This is a genomic window from Escherichia sp. HH41S, assembly GCF_009820115.1.
Lineage (GTDB): Bacteria > Pseudomonadota > Gammaproteobacteria > Enterobacterales > Enterobacteriaceae > Escherichia > Escherichia coli_F.
In genome coordinates, this window is record NZ_VNXE01000071.1 from 24,362 (window position 1) to 38,141 (window position 13,780).

The window sequence follows — 13,780 nt, forward strand, 5'->3', positions numbered from 1 at the left end:
CATTACCCCCGAAAGCGGTCTTGATTCTCAAGGAACCACTGGTAAGTGCTGGCAAGCCCCGCTTCCAGTGAAATTTCGTGATACCAGCCAAGCTGATGCAGGCGCGTCACATCCAGCAGTTTGCGCGGCGTACCATCCGGTTTGCTGGCATCAAAAACCACCCGGCCTTTGTAACCCACCACTTTAGCGATGGTTTGCGCCAGCTCGCGGATAGTGCAGTCAACACCCGTGCCGACGTTAATGTGCGACAGCATCGGCTGGGTGTTTTCCAGCCAGACTTCGTGCGCCAGCTCCATGACATGAATGCTTGCCGCCGCCATATCATCGACATGCAGAAATTCGCGCATCGGCGTACCGCTGCCCCACACCACCACGTCCGGTGCATTCTGTGCCGTCGCCTCGTGGAAGCGGCGCAGCAATGCGGGGATCACATGCGAATTATTCGGATGGAAGTTGTCGTGCGGCCCGTACAGGTTGGTCGGCATGACAGAGCGGTAATCGCGTCCATACTGGCGGTTGTAAGATTCGCACAGTTTGATCCCGGCGATTTTGGCAATGGCGTAAGGCTCGTTGGTCGGCTCCAGCGTGCCCTGTAACAGCTCGCTTTCTGCCATCGGCTGTTTTGCCAGTTTTGGGTAGATGCAGGACGATCCGAGAAACAGCAGTTTGTTCACGTCGTTCTGATGCGCAGCGTGAATGATGTTGCTCTCAATCATCATATTCTGGTAGATGAAATCCGCCGGATACGTGTTGTTGGCGACAATCCCGCCCACTTTCGCCGCCGCCAGATAAACCTGGTCAATGCGCTCGCTGGCAAAGAAATCATGCACCGCGCGGCTGTCCAGCAGGTTCAGTTCGTCGCGGGTGCGTAATACCAGTTCCACATCACCGCGCTGTTCGAGCTGTCGCTTGATGGCAGAACCGACCATCCCGCGATGGCCAGCGATAAAAATACGTTGTTTACTCATGCTTATGACTCCAGCGCGATCGCCACGTCGTAGCCGTGAGATTTCAGCAGAGAGTGTTTTTTCGCCGCTTCGAGGTCATTAGCCACCATTTCAGATACCATCTCTCTGAGGGTGATTTCCGGTTTCCAGCCCAGCTTTTCGTGCGCTTTGGTCGGGTCGCCGAGCAGCGTTTCTACTTCAGCAGGACGGAAGTAACGCGGGTCAACGGCGATAATCACATCGCCCGGTTTAACGCCCGGCGCGTCATGCCCGGTGACGGAAACCACAATGCCCTTCTCTTCAACGCCCATGCCTTCAAAGCGCAGTTTGATGCCCAGCTGTGCTGCCGCCATTTCCACGAACTGACGCACGGAGTACTGAACGCCGGTGGCAATAACGAAATCTTCTGGCTGTTCCTGTTGCAGCATCATCCACTGCATTTTTACGTAGTCTTTGGCGTGGCCCCAGTCACGCAGGGAATCCATATTGCCGAGGTACAGGCACGACTCCAGCCCTTGAGCGATATTGGCGATTGCGCGGGTGATTTTGCGGGTAACGAAGGTTTCGCCACGGCGCGGGGATTCATGGTTGAAGAGAATGCCGTTACAGGCGTACATGCCGTAGGATTCGCGGTAGTTAACGGTGATCCAGTAGGCATAAAGTTTGGCGACCGCATACGGAGATCGCGGATAGAACGGCGTGGTTTCTTTCTGCGGAATTTCCTGCACCAGACCGTACAGTTCAGAAGTGGAAGCCTGATAGAAACGGGTTTTCTTTTCCAGACCAAGGAAGCGGATCGCCTCCAGCAGACGCAGTGTGCCCATCGCATCAACGTCTGCGGTATATTCCGGTGACTCAAAAGAAACCGCAACGTGGCTCATTGCCCCCAGGTTGTACACTTCATCCGGCTGCACTTCACGCAAAATACGCGTCAGGTTGGAGGTATCACTCAGGTCGCCATAATGCAGATGGAATTTCGGGTTGCAGGTGTGCGGATCCTGATAAATGTGATCCACGCGCTCGGTGTTGAATGACGATGCACGACGCTTAATACCATGTACCTCGTAACCTTTTTCCAGCAGAAACTCTGCCAGGTAAGAACCGTCTTGTCCGGTTACACCGGTGATGAGAGCGACTTTTGACATGTCTTATTCCTCTGTATTTTTTGAATTTATTCAGTTTCAACGCGTTCGCGTATCACCACTGCGGGATTCCCCCGGCAAACTCTATTTGCCGGAAGCGATTTAAAAACACTGCTTCGCGCACCCACGACGGTGCCGTCGCCGATCGTGACGCCAGGAGCAACAAAAACATCGGTTGCCAGCCAGCATTTCTCGCCAATCACAATGGGCGTGGCGTTTATGGTGAAATGTCGACTTGCATGGTCGTGGCTCCCGGTGCATAAATAACTTTTTTGCGATATCACCGAATGTGCGCCAATGGTTATTTCACCGAGGGTATATAAATTGACCTCATCGCCGACCCACGCGTAATCACCTAAGGTTAATTTCCACGGATAGGTAATTTTTACTGACGGACGAATAACTACGTTTTTTCCTATTTTTGCGCCGAATAAACGTAATAAAAATGCCCGCCAGCGATACAATACTTGTGGCGACCAGGCAAATAATGTTGCCTGTACTGCCCACCACAATTGCACTTTAATAGCGTTGCCGCCCCGGAATCCTTTCGGCACCGAGAAACCGCTTAAATCTTGCATTGGTATTCCTTATATTCAGACTTTGTTATATAAGGCTTTAGTCTTACCCGTCGTGCGCTGGCGTAAATGCCAGGATAATTCAACCCAGAAGCCAGGCACATGTAATATTTGCCGTTGGACTTTTTTCGCGTCAGCACACAATTCCATATTATTGGTGGTAGATACCCCACCCATAGAAAATTCAGACACCAGGCCATTGAGTTTTTTAAATGCATAACCGGCTTTATACATTTTGGCCGCCAGCGCATAATCGGAAGAAACTTTATACTCCAGGTCATAACGCCATTTTTTCAAGCCGGATACCGGGAAAAATATCGCCTGATGACTGGCGGGCAGGCTGTGATAAATATACCAGCCAGGTTTGGCGCTACGTTTAATTTTATGCCCGTCGCCAAAATCCAGCAGCGCATCGCCGGTGATCATCACGTTATCTTTTTGCATTTTTAACTTACGGACAAAATTTGCGGCATCCTGATGAAAAATATCGCCCGAGTTGAGAAACAACGCAAACTTGCCTTGTGCCATCGCAATGCCTTTGTTCATGGCGTCGTAGATACCGTTATCTGGCTCGCTGACAAAGCGTAGGTTATAGATACCATTGAGATTTTCCAGATACTCACGGGTGCCGTCATTGGAACCGCCATCGACAACAATCCATTCGAAGCTGATATCGTCAGCCTGCGCCAGATGCGCCAGCGAGGCGTGTGTTTTGACTATCCCTTCGAGGTTACGAAACGCAACGGTGATTATGCTAAGCAACATGTTCTTACCTCGTAATACCCGTCATACTTCAAGCTGCATGTGCGTTGGTTTTCCTCGCTCACCCCAGTCACGTACTCGTGTACGCTCCTGGGGATTCGCTGCGTCACCAACTTCCTGCAACTCGAATTATTTAGGGTGTATATTTAACGCTTTTCGCAAAATAAACGGACAGACGATTAAAAATGCATATTCCGGGCTAAATATCGAACCGGTAAAAAACAGCGACACCGGAGTAAAAAGATAAAGCTGCACACGAAAATTGCGATTATCACCAAAAGCGTTGATCATCATTTTTATCACTTTCCCCATGTACCACAGTGATAAAAGCACTGCGAACCAGGAAAAATAAATAATCAGCAGATACAAACCATTGTCTATGGTTTTTCCGACATCCGCACCGTTAAATATTCCGAATGATGCGACATATTCATAAAGTGAGCCAAATCTGACTACACCGTCAATATGGCTCAAAGAATAACCGACCATCACCAGTGGACCGACAATACGATAATACGATGACGATCCTTCCGTACCTAAATCGCCCAAGCGGGTGGAAATATAAGGAAACGCGATTACCACACCAACCAGGAATACAGCCAGAGAAATCAATGCTAACGGTAACTTTTTCTTAATCGCCTCTTTGTTCAGATATTGAAACGCCCACTCCAACAAATAAAACAGGATAAAGGTCATAACCCCTGAAAACGATCCGGATAATATTATCCCTGCGAGAATCATAGCATCGGTTTTAGGCGTTTTGATACCAAACTGTTTAATGCTGAGCCAAATTGAGATTAATGCCAGAGCGAAAAATGCCGGTTCGAAATAAAGTGCTGTCGTACGCTTGCCGCCGAATTTAATGAAATTCAGCACATAACTGTTGCTGTAAATCAGATATTTCGAAATCGACTCCATAATACTGCTGCCGCCAGTGAGGATAATTTGCGCCATCTCCACCGCCGCCAGCGCCACCACCAGCCCCACCACCAGATAAAAGAAACGTAATATCTTGCGATGGTTGTGTGGCGAAATCGTTTTAAAGCGAATACTCCACACCATGCCAATAATGATCACAATATAGACAAACAGCATGGTTGAAGTGACGTATTTACTGGCATCCAACGACTGACCAAACAAGTAGTTAAACGCCGTGAGTCCCGCACCAATCCCTAAGGCAATCATCAATTTTTTAACGCTGATGCGCTCTAAAAACAGCAGTAACAAGACAGGTAAAAAAGTGACGATGGTGATGGGGAAACTTTCACCAAGCTGGGCGATTTTGACGTTAACCAGCAGGTAAATCAGCGGCAGCAGCAGGTAGCTACAGATTCTGATAGAAGTTGACATACTCCTCCAGCATCTGTTGTCCACTGTAGGCGGCGCGGCTGCGCTGGCTGAACTCATCCAGCGTGGTACCAAATATCGCCTGCGCGATTTCCGGTTTGCTTAACTGCACCAGTTTCAGCACGTCTTCTTCGCTGACGGTTTTACCGCCGGATTTTTGCAGCACTTCCCGCGCCGCATCGCTATGGGTGGCAATCACCGGCACACCAATTGATAACGCCTCACACAAAATCAGCGGGTAGTTATCGACGCGAGAACTGAACACCAGCGCATCCATCTGATTAAGCGCGCTCATCAACTTGCGCTTGTCAGTTTCAAAGCCGTGATTAACCACGTTACCAGCGGTGAACGGCGAAAACTTACCAAAGGTATGCAGTTCGATTTTGTCACCCAGCGCCATCATCTCGCGCACCAGTTGCTGGTTAGTTTTGCCGTCGTAACGCAGGTCATGCGCCACCACCGCGATTTTCGGCTTGCCCTGGGTTTCGCGTACCGGAGGCAAGTCCGCCAGAATCGCTTCGGTTGCCATATCAATACCATTATTGATAATCCGACAACGCCCTGGACCGTACAGGCTATTGAAAGCATCAGCCACATGCTGGCTGGGGGAAATAAACTGACAGCCCAACGCCAGCATCTCGCGGAATAACTGCCGTTTGCCCGCCACCAGCTGGTGTGCGCGATCAATCTTCACCGGCGGATAATTATTTAAGGTCGGGCATTTCTGACAGCCCGTTTTCCAGCCTTCGCAACCGTCGGTAAAGGCGCAGCGTCCGGTAACGCTCCAGTGATCGTGCAGCGTCCAGACCAAAGTGACATCCGGTTTGTGGTTTTTCACCTTTTCGCAAAAGCGCACCACGCTCTTAAGATTCAACCAGTAGCTGTGCAGCACATGAAAATGCAGGACTACCGGTCCCGGTGTGCGAGTAATGGTGCGATATAACTCATTGAAATTGCCGAACAGATCGCGATTAAACAGACGAAACAGGGCAATGTTCGCCATCGCGGTCATCCGCGGCGTATGTTTGATGACCTGCGGATAGTTCTGATGGCTGACGCTCTCTTTGCCGCCTTTGCCGTAGCCGTAGACAAAATGTGACGCCAGCCCCTGTTGCAGCGCGCGCTGGTGGAGATCTAACGCCACACCTGCCGCCCCGCCTTCCGCCAGTCGCACATTAAATTGCAGAATATTCATTTAATTACCTTCACTCGCGCTTTTTCTCCCACCACCAGCGCGTTGTCCGGGATTGCGTCGAGCACCACGCTGCCCGCCCCCACGGTAACGTTGTTACCAATCGTGATATCGCCGAGAATAATAACGTTGGCACCGAGTTCGACGCCGTTGCCAATGTGTGGACATGCCATGTTATCGGCACCACGATTGCCGATAGTGACGCCGTGGCGAATGGTGAAATCATCCCCCGCGACCACGTTTTTATTGATCACTACGGCATAGCCGTGATGGATAGTAAAGCGTCGGCCAATGGTTGCGGCAGCCTGGATTTCATAACCGAAAATGCATTCGGTGATAATGCGATACAACACCAGCAGCGGGGCCGCCCACAGATTGTTGAGGACGTTCTTTTTGCGCCACACTGAACAAAAATGAGCGACGCGATAGGCAAGAACCATGCAGCACGGGCGTAAACTCCAGCTGTTGGCGCGCAGATCTTCCAGCATCTTTAGCGCCCCCGAATTCCATCAGCCAGACGTTTGCCGTTACGCACTGACAGCAACGTCAACAAAGTGCGCCATGTCATGCGTTTATTGCGGATCTGATAGAGGGTAAACAACTGATATTTTTTGCTGGCGCGGTCGAATTTGTCTTTGTGCTTACGATAAAAGTGGAAGTACCCGGAGAATTTTTTCGGTGACGAGGTGATCTGCATTTCGCCGTGATTGATATGCAGGATTTGCGTCGCCTCTTCCACTTTCCACGGTTCGCCGTACTCCACCACCATTCGCAGGAAGATGTCGTAATCCTGTGCCGCTTTCAGTTCGGTATCGAACAAGCACTCTTTGAAGCGCCACGCCCAGGTAAAGACCTGATTACCAATGATATTGCGTTTGTAGAACAGGCGGCGTGAATACGGCGATTTGGGATACAGCGGCAAGCTTGCCGGTTGGGAATAGACTTCGCCCTGGCAAACGTAGTCGTTGGCGTACAAAAAGGCGTGTGTGACCAGTTGCTGTTTATGGGCGAGGAAGACGCTCAGGCGGTTGGGTGTCCATTCATCGTCGTCATCGATCCCGGTGATGTATTCCCCTTGTGCCAGCATAATCGCCTGGTTACGTACCGCGCACGCCCCGCTGTTAATGTCGTTGTGAATGTACGTAATACGCGGATCGTTGAGGGCGGTGACGTACTGTTGCAGTTGTTCCCAGGAGGTGGAGCAATCATCCACGATGATCATCTCCCAGTTGCTGTAGTCCTGGCGCAGGACCGATTTTATCGCCCGAATCGCCAGTTGTTGGCGGTTCCAGGTCGGCATATAGATTGAGATCAGCGGATTGTCTTTCATAGGTTGTTCTCCCGGAGTATCGAGATGTTCTGCCGGTTTATAAGCTGGTTTACAGGTTCTGTTGCCGGATGCGGCGTGAACGCCTTATCCGACCTACGGAGCGGGTTTGCTTGCCTGATGCGGCGTGAACGTAGGTCGGATAAGATGCGTCAGCATCGCATCCAACAGCGGATCTCGTTATTTCGCGTCCGACTTATATTCGTATTCGTAATAGCCATAATCCTGATACGCGCTGGCGCGGCGGAAGATAGAGTTCAGAATCACCCCTTTCACCGGAATACCGTTTTGCTCAAAGCGGCTCAGACTGGTTTCCACTTCTTTCAAGGTGTTGACCGCATAACGCGCCACCATCAACGTGGTTCCGACATGCCGCCCGACAATCGCGGCATCGGTCACTGCCAGAATCGGCGGCGTATCAATCAACACCAGGTCGTAGTTTTTACTCGCCCAGTTCACCAGTTCGGTAAAGCGTTCGCTCATCAACAGTTCAGAAGGATTTGGCGGCACCTGGCCGCGCGGGATCAGGTCAAATTTGGCAATAGAGGTCGGTTTAGCAGCGGTAGTAATATCGCCCTGACCAATCAGAATTTCCGACAGGCCATTGACGTTATTGGTGCCGAGCAGCTCGTGGGTGTAGCCTTTGCGCATATCGCAGTCGATCAACAACACCCGTTTATTGGTCTGGCTAATGACCGCCGCCAGGTTGGCGCAGACAAAGGTTTTACCGATTGACGGGCTAACCCCGGTCATCATCAACACATTGTTCTGTGCCTGCATCATCGCGAAGTGCAAACTGGTACGCAGACTACGGATGGCTTCAATCGCCAGATCGGTTGGATTCCCCACCGCCAGTAGCTGGCTCTGCTTATAGCGTTTAATCCCTTTGATGGTTTTGACGCTATCGCGCGCTTTCTGCCATTCCGACAGCGGAATGCTGGCATAGACGCTGATGCCGTGTTCTTCCAGCACCTGTGGGCTTTCAATTCCACGATTAAACAACGAGCGCAGCAGCACACCCACGATAGAGAGCATCAGGCCGAGGATAATTGCGCCGAGGATAATCAGCCCTTTCTTCGGTTTTAGCACGCCAGGCTGGGTGATTGCCGGGTCAACAATACGCACATCGCCGACGGTGCTGGCTTCGGTGATTTTCAGCTCCTGCTCTTTATTCAGCAGTTGCATATAGACCTGTTGACCAGACTCGACATCGCGGGTCAGACGGACAATTTCCTGCTGGGTTTTCGGCATCGCCGTTACGCGACCGTTAAGTTTGGCTTTCTCTTCTTCCAGCGCCTGACGTTTCTCCAGCAGCGTGCGGTACGCCGGGTGAACTTTGGTGTACAGCTTGGAGATTTCCGCCTCTTTAAAGGTCAGTTCGTTCAACTGCGCGTCGATGTTCACCATTGAATCAAGCACCGCTTTCGCTTCCAGCGGCAGATCAACAGAATCTTTATCCTGACGGAAGGCATTCAGTTTGTTTTCAGCAACATCAAGGCGGCTGCGTACTTCTGGTAACTGTTGCGCGAGGAAGGCGAGGCTTTTCGACGCTTCCGCCGATTTGCGCTCAATATTTTGTTCCTGATAGTTACGGGCGATACTGTTAAGAATGTCGCGGATCTGTTCGCGATCTTCACCGGTATAAGTCAGGCTCAGTACGCCAGCGTCTTTGCCATTCTCTGTTACCGTCAGGCTGTTTTGCAGTTGATTGATCATCCCCAGCGTGGAGTATTTAGTGACGGTAAACTCACTGCCCGGGCTGGCGTGAATGGCTTCAACCATCAGCGTGACGCCTTCTTTTTTCAGCATCTGACCCGCTTGCCCACGAGCGCTAAAGCCGCCGTCGCTGCTCAAAGTGTAGTTTTTATCGTCCAGCACATTAAGCGTAAACACCTGATCTACCATCTCTTTTGGACGGTTAAAGGTGGTCACTTTTACTGTCTCGTTCTGACGTCCCATCAGGCGATCCCAGCCCGCACCGAAAATCGGGAACGTGTTTTTGCTCACCGCAATATCGAGGTCAAGATCGTCCACCGTTTTACCGAGCACCAGACGCGAGCGAATCAACTGGATCTCGGCGTCCGATGCTGGCGGCTTGTTGGCTAACGCCGAGCCGATATCCTGCACTAACGAATTGCCGCTGCTTTGCTCGATTTGTACCAGTGCGTCGGCGCTGTATATCGGCGTAGCGAAGAAGGTGTAAATCACGGCACAGAGGGCGAATACGGCGGTGATGCCAATTACCCACCAGCGCGCTTCAATGACGGTGCCGACCAGGCGACCAATATCGATTTCATCACTGCCCGTTACCGGAGCGGCATGTTGTTTTACTTTTTCTGTCATTGTTATACCTGCTCTGCGTTCAATGCCTGCGCCCACTGGCGGGCAGACCGTTCAAGTAATGTGTACACCGCTGCAAACGTTTCCCGGCTTTTGCGATACGGATCGGGGATTTCACATTCGTTATCCCAGTGACCAAACAGCATCACTTTGCCGCGCATCTCAGGTGCCATCTCGCATAAGCGTTCGATATGGCGCTTTTCCATGGTCAATATCAGGTCGTAGTTGCGACACAGGCGGCGGCTGATTTGCCGTGCACAGTGACCTTCCAGAGACAGTTGATGTTCTGCGGCAACACTGATGGCGGTAGGATCAGCCCCTTTACCGACCAGTGCGCCGAGACCAGCGGATTCTACTTTCAGCTCAGGGTGATAACGTTGCAGTAAGCGTTCCGCCGTCGGGGAACGGCAAATATTGCCGACACAGACAACTAAGATGTTGTTAAACATGACGATTACCAGTTATGAATGTCGCTGGCTGTATCCGTCATGTAACGGACACCGCTAATAGTTGGCAGCAACTGATTGATCAGACGGTTCCAGCGGGAAACCGGGGCGGTGGTGACATACACCACGTCATAAGGCTGCAGGCGGAATTCTGTCGCCATCACCAGCGACGTGGCATCGGACATATCCAGTTGGTAGATATTGGCGATCTTGCCGTTTCGCCCACCCTCGCCTTTCAGCGGACGAATGACAAAGATGCCGCTGGCGTTGGAGGTGGTCATGTCGATACCTTCGGCATTGCCCAGGGCTTCAGTCAAGGTCATGCCGCTAAAGTCCATTTTCAGGGTGCTCTGTTTCTTCACTTCACCCATCACAAATACTTTCAGATCATCATTACGCGGCACGTAGAGGATATCGCCGGGGTAAAGCAGTCGATTCTGATTGAGGTCACCGTTTTGCATCAGCGCCTGCAAAGAAATGCGTTCTTCACGACCATTGTGTGTTAGCACCACGTTGCGCCAGTCAGCGGTATCGGTCAGGCCACCTGCGGCGTTAATGGCGTCGAGAATGGTCAATGGTACGTTGGTGATCGCCTGTTGACCGGATTTATTCACCTGACCTGAGATATACGCTTTTTGCGAGCGGAAGGCGGCGATATTAACGTCCACCTGTGGGTCAGCGATGTACGTCGCTAAGCGCCCGGTAATATCACTGCGGATTTCAGCGAGCGTTTTCCCCACTACGTGAACCTTGCCGATATACGGGTAGAACATGGTGCCGTCAGGCTGTACCCAGTTGCCGGTGTCGCTGGAGCTGCGGTACTGACCAGCTGGCGTGGTGAGTTCCGGGTGATCCCAGACGGTGACATTAAGAACGTCGCCCGGCCCGACACGATATTGATAATTGGCAATCTCGCTTTCCAGCGTCATATTGGGGCGCGCGACGTTCGGGCGTGGGCGTAATTGATCAATCAGGCGCGGGGTCAGCGGATAAACATTCACCATATTGTCGAGATCGAAATCAGCATCCTGCTGTTTGATGACGTCTTTACCCATCGTCGACATATTGCTGCCCGGAAGTACTGTGCAACCGCTTATCAAGGTTACTGACACCAATAATGGCATCAATTTCATTTTGGATTTCATCATTGTTTATTTATCACTTTGGCAGAGTAATTATCCTGTGCACTATTAATAGCAATGTTGCCATGCACATTTACCTTGCAGTTAATTGAATAAAAATTTAACTGGCATCAGTCCTAAAAAAATTGATTTCATCCGCAGGCTATTGACAGAATAATTCAGACTGGTCTTTCAGGCGTCCAGACACGCTACCGCCCCTGGCTTTTTAGCTACCAATACACTGATTTAGTTTAGATTTTCTAACTCTTTCATCATGCAGTCGATTATGAAAAAGCGTTATTCCGTGAATTAATTTTCCAGATATAAGGTGGCATTATGGTAATTGAATATTGGCTTCCAATAATGCAGGAGGAAGTGTTACAGCTAACGGAATAGCAGGCAAGGTAACAATTCGGCAATTGGCTATTTTTAAGAATTATATTAAGTGTCATTCAATATGGTTTTTAGGAGTTTCTTTAGGTTGACAATATTTAATATAGTGTCTTCACATGCGATATTTCTTAAATAATGTTTTATTATTACCACTTTTAATTCAGGGATAATGTGAGGTTATTACCCTCAAATAATATGAGATAAATAGTGCTGCAACATTGCATTTTTGCCCCGATTTATCCATGATCGAATTGTGACATTTGTCATACAACGAATAGGTTTTGTACTTACTATGGAATGGATTGCCGATCCGTCTATCTGGGCCGGGTTAATCACGCTGATTGTGATCGAACTGGTCCTCGGCATTGATAACCTGGTCTTTATTGCCATCCTCGCCGAAAAACTACCGCCGAAGCAGCGCGACCGCGCACGGGTTACCGGGCTGCTGCTGGCAATGTTAATGCGCCTGTTACTGCTGGCGTCAATCTCCTGGCTGGTCACCCTGACCCAACCACTGTTCAGCTTCCGCTCGTTTACCTTTAGCGCCCGCGACTTAATCATGCTGTTTGGTGGTTTCTTCCTGCTGTTCAAAGCCACGATGGAGTTGAACGAACGGCTGGAGGGGAAAGACAGCAATAACCCCACGCAACGCAAAGGTGCAAAGTTCTGGGGAGTGGTGACGCAAATTGTGGTGCTGGACGCCATCTTCTCACTCGACTCGGTGATTACCGCCGTCGGGATGGTCGACCATTTACTGGTCATGATGGCCGCCGTCGTTATCGCTATCAGCCTGATGCTGATGGCAAGCAAGCCGTTAACCCAGTTCGTTAATAGCCACCCGACGATCGTTATTCTCTGCCTAAGTTTCCTGTTGATGATTGGCTTTAGCCTGGTGGCGGAAGGTTTCGGCTTCGTCATTCCGAAAGGCTACCTGTACGCTGCCATTGGTTTCTCGGTGATGATCGAGGCGCTCAATCAGTTGGCTATCTTTAACCGGCGACGTTTTCTCTCCGCTAACCAGACGCTGCGCCAGCGGACTACCGAAGCGGTAATGCGCTTGTTAAGCGGGCAAAAAGAAGATGCGGAACTGGATGCCGAAACCGCGTCCATGCTGGTGGATCATGGTAACCAGCAGATCTTTAATCCGCAGGAACGGCGGATGATTGAGCGGGTACTTAATCTTAACCAGCGTACTGTCAGCAGCATCATGACGTCGCGCCACGATATTGAGCATATCGATCTCAACGCGCCGGAAGAGGAGATCCGCCAGCTGCTGGAGCGAAATCAGCACACGCGTCTGGTCGTTACCGACGGCGATGATGCAGAAGATTTGCTCGGTGTCGTTCACGTTATCGACCTGCTACAACAATCGCTGCGCGGCGAGCCTCTCAACCTGCGGGTGTTGATTCGCCAGCCGCTGGTGTTCCCGGAAACTTTACCGTTGTTACCTGCCCTGGAGCAGTTCCGTAATGCCCGCACACACTTTGCTTTTGTGGTGGATGAGTTTGGCTCGGTGGAAGGGATTGTGACATTAAGTGACGTCACTGAAACCATTGCCGGTAACTTACCGAACGAAGTGGAAGAGATCGACGCCCGCCATGATATTCAGAAAAATGCCGACGGTTCCTGGACGGCGAATGGTCATATGCCGCTGGAAGATCTGGTGCAATATGTACCACTGCCGCTGGATGAAAAACGTGAATATCACACCATTGCCGGGCTGTTGATGGAATATTTACAGCGTATTCCAAAACCTGGCGAAGAAGTTCAGGTGGGGGATTATTTGCTTAAAACGTTGCAGGTGGAAAGCCATCGCGTGCAGAAGGTGCAGATTATTCCGCTGCGTAAAGATGGCGAGATGGAGTACGAGGTGTGATGGCATGTAGGCCTGATAAGACGCGTAAGCGTCGCATCAGGCGTTTCATTCAACCGGGAGAGTATGTGACATTAGAGGCTGTTCCGTTCACTTTATGTTCCTCGCTACTTTGGAACGCTCAAGCCGGTGAACGTGCCAGGGTGGCTCAATCGCCACCACCCTGGCAACCCGGGCTCCCGGCGGTAAATCGCCGCTAGCGCGGTCCCCTCATCTTATTCCTTTCGGCTATCGGGTACGGGCGCGAGGTAACATATATGGACGCTCCCGGAATGCAATGCTTTCTTCAGTTATGTAATAAAACGGGTAGGTGCA

At 50.8% G+C, this 13,780-nt stretch carries 12 protein-coding genes; 1 reads left to right on the top strand and 11 read right to left on the bottom strand.

Annotated elements, in window-relative coordinates; all coding sequences use genetic code 11:
• Positions 1-2: 2 nt before the first annotated feature.
• From fcl to wza, 11 genes are all read right to left on the bottom strand, one after another.
• Positions 3-968 carry a GDP-L-fucose synthase gene (gene fcl / locus FQZ95_RS14860; protein ID WP_000043587.1) on the bottom strand — a complete coding sequence of 322 codons (966 nt, stop codon included), beginning with the start codon at positions 966-968 and terminating at the stop codon, positions 3-5.
• Positions 969-970: 2 nt separating this feature from the next.
• Complete coding sequence (gene gmd / locus FQZ95_RS14865; RefSeq protein WP_088475004.1) at positions 971-2,092, bottom strand: GDP-mannose 4,6-dehydratase; 1,122 nt, start codon at positions 2,090-2,092, stop codon at positions 971-973.
• A gap of 26 nt (positions 2,093-2,118) precedes the next feature.
• Positions 2,119-2,667, bottom strand: a complete 549-nt coding sequence (gene wcaF, locus FQZ95_RS14870) for a colanic acid biosynthesis acetyltransferase WcaF (protein ID WP_001153584.1) — start codon at positions 2,665-2,667, stop codon at positions 2,119-2,121.
• A gap of 15 nt (positions 2,668-2,682) precedes the next feature.
• Positions 2,683-3,429: a colanic acid biosynthesis glycosyltransferase WcaE gene (gene wcaE, locus FQZ95_RS14875; protein WP_000927043.1), complete on the bottom strand. Its 747-nt coding sequence runs from the start codon at positions 3,427-3,429 to the stop codon at positions 2,683-2,685.
• A 126-nt stretch (positions 3,430-3,555) separates the two neighbouring features.
• Positions 3,556-4,776, bottom strand: coding sequence for a colanic acid polymerase WcaD (wcaD, locus tag FQZ95_RS14880; protein ID WP_000107805.1), 1,221 nt, complete (start codon positions 4,774-4,776; stop codon positions 3,556-3,558).
• A complete protein-coding gene (gene wcaC / locus FQZ95_RS14885) occupies positions 4,751-5,968 on the bottom strand; it encodes a colanic acid biosynthesis glycosyltransferase WcaC (protein WP_160530371.1) in 1,218 nt (405 codons plus the stop codon). Before wcaC ends, wcaD begins: the two co-directional genes overlap by 26 nt.
• On the bottom strand, positions 5,965-6,453 hold the full coding sequence (wcaB, locus tag FQZ95_RS14890) for a colanic acid biosynthesis acetyltransferase WcaB (RefSeq protein ID WP_032184535.1): 489 nt from the start codon (positions 6,451-6,453) through the stop codon (positions 5,965-5,967). The genes wcaC and wcaB overlap by 4 nt, the downstream gene beginning before the upstream one ends.
• A gap of 2 nt (positions 6,454-6,455) precedes the next feature.
• Positions 6,456-7,295, bottom strand: coding sequence for a colanic acid biosynthesis glycosyltransferase WcaA (gene wcaA / locus FQZ95_RS14895; RefSeq protein WP_000654503.1), 840 nt, complete (start codon positions 7,293-7,295; stop codon positions 6,456-6,458).
• A gap of 177 nt (positions 7,296-7,472) precedes the next feature.
• A complete protein-coding gene (gene wzc, locus FQZ95_RS14900) occupies positions 7,473-9,635 on the bottom strand; it encodes a tyrosine-protein kinase Wzc (RefSeq protein ID WP_160530372.1) in 2,163 nt (720 codons plus the stop codon).
• A 2-nt stretch (positions 9,636-9,637) separates the two neighbouring features.
• Positions 9,638-10,081, bottom strand: coding sequence for a low molecular weight protein-tyrosine-phosphatase Wzb (wzb, locus tag FQZ95_RS14905; protein WP_000482901.1), 444 nt, complete (start codon positions 10,079-10,081; stop codon positions 9,638-9,640).
• Positions 10,082-10,086: 5 nt separating this feature from the next.
• On the bottom strand, positions 10,087-11,226 hold the full coding sequence (gene wza, locus FQZ95_RS14910) for a polysaccharide export protein Wza (protein WP_160530373.1): 1,140 nt from the start codon (positions 11,224-11,226) through the stop codon (positions 10,087-10,089).
• A gap of 658 nt (positions 11,227-11,884) precedes the next feature.
• On the opposite strand from wza, the gene FQZ95_RS14915 reads away from it, so the two are divergent.
• The gene (locus FQZ95_RS14915; RefSeq protein WP_000454701.1) at positions 11,885-13,468 is read left to right on the top strand and encodes a TerC family protein; all 1,584 of its coding nucleotides are present in this window, start codon (positions 11,885-11,887) and stop codon (positions 13,466-13,468) included.
• Positions 13,469-13,780 lie beyond the last annotated feature (312 nt).